The organism is Streptomyces sp. TRM64462 (assembly GCF_013362995.1).
Lineage (GTDB): Bacteria > Actinomycetota > Actinomycetes > Streptomycetales > Streptomycetaceae > Streptomyces.
In genome coordinates this window covers 1-1,044 of record NZ_JABWDV010000158.1, presented here as the reverse complement: position 1 = coordinate 1,044, position 1,044 = coordinate 1, and the positions used below count along the sequence as shown (strand labels likewise).

At 75.0% G+C, this 1,044-nt stretch carries 1 protein-coding gene; it reads left to right on the top strand.

Annotated elements, in window-relative coordinates; translation table 11 throughout:
• Positions 1 to 37: 37 nt before the first annotated feature.
• The coding region (locus HTZ82_RS07165) for a Gfo/Idh/MocA family protein (protein WP_175408446.1) at positions 38 to 1,044 on the top strand (1,007 nt) is incomplete at its 3' end.

The window sequence follows — 1,044 nt, the reverse complement described above, 5'->3', positions numbered from 1 at the left end:
TTACCACTATCATCGGCGCGGAAGTGGGGGGTACGGGTTGACGTCCCGTTCTGGAACTGGAACCGTCCGGGTCGCCGTCGTCGGGACCGGCTCCATCGCGCGCGGCGCCCATCTGCCGGCGCTGACCGCGCTGGCGGCCGAGCAGCCGCTGGAGGTGGTCGCCGCGGTCGACGTGGACGCGGCGGCGGTGGTGGGGTTCTGCCGCGAGGCGGGGATCCCGTATCCGTACACGGACCTGGACCGGATGCTGCGGGAGCGGCGTCCGCACCTGGTCGTGCTGTGCACCCCGCCCCGGTTCCACCGGGACCAGGCGGTGGCCGCGCTGCGTGCGGGGGCGTGGGTGTGGTGCGAGAAGCCGCCGTGCCCGACGCTGGCCGACTTCGACGCGATCGAGTCGGCGGAGGGCGACGCGAAGGCCGGCACGGCGGGCGGGGGCGGCGCGGTGGACGGGGGCGCGGTGGACGGGGGCTCGGCGGGCGGAGTGACGGCCGCCCGGCCCGGTCCGTACGCGGCCGTCGTCTTCCAGCACCGGTTCGGCTCGGGCGCCCGCCATGTCGGGCGGCTGCTCGCGGAGAGGGCGCTGGGGCGGCCGCTCGTGGCGCACTGCCAGACCACCTGGTACCGGGACGGCGACTACTACGCGGTGCCGTGGCGCGGCCGCTGGGACACCGAGGGCGGCGGGCCGTCGATGGGGCACGGCATCCACCAGATGGACCTGCTCCTCGACCTCCTGGGGCCGTGGGCGGAGATCCGGGCGATGGCCGGGCGACTGGTCCACGACGTGGAGACGGAGGACGTGTCGACGGCGCTGGTCCGCTTCGGGAGCGGGGTGCTGGCGACCGTCGTGAACAGCGTGCTCAGCCCCGACGAGGTCAGCCGTATCCGCATCGACTGCGAGCGCGCCACGGTCGAGCTGACCCATCTGTACGGGTACGGGAACGCCGACTGGCGCATCACGCCCGCCCCGGGCGTGGACCCGGACGAGGTGGCGCGCTGGCGGGACTTCGGGCCGGACGAGCCGAGTTCGCACCTGGCCCAGCTGCG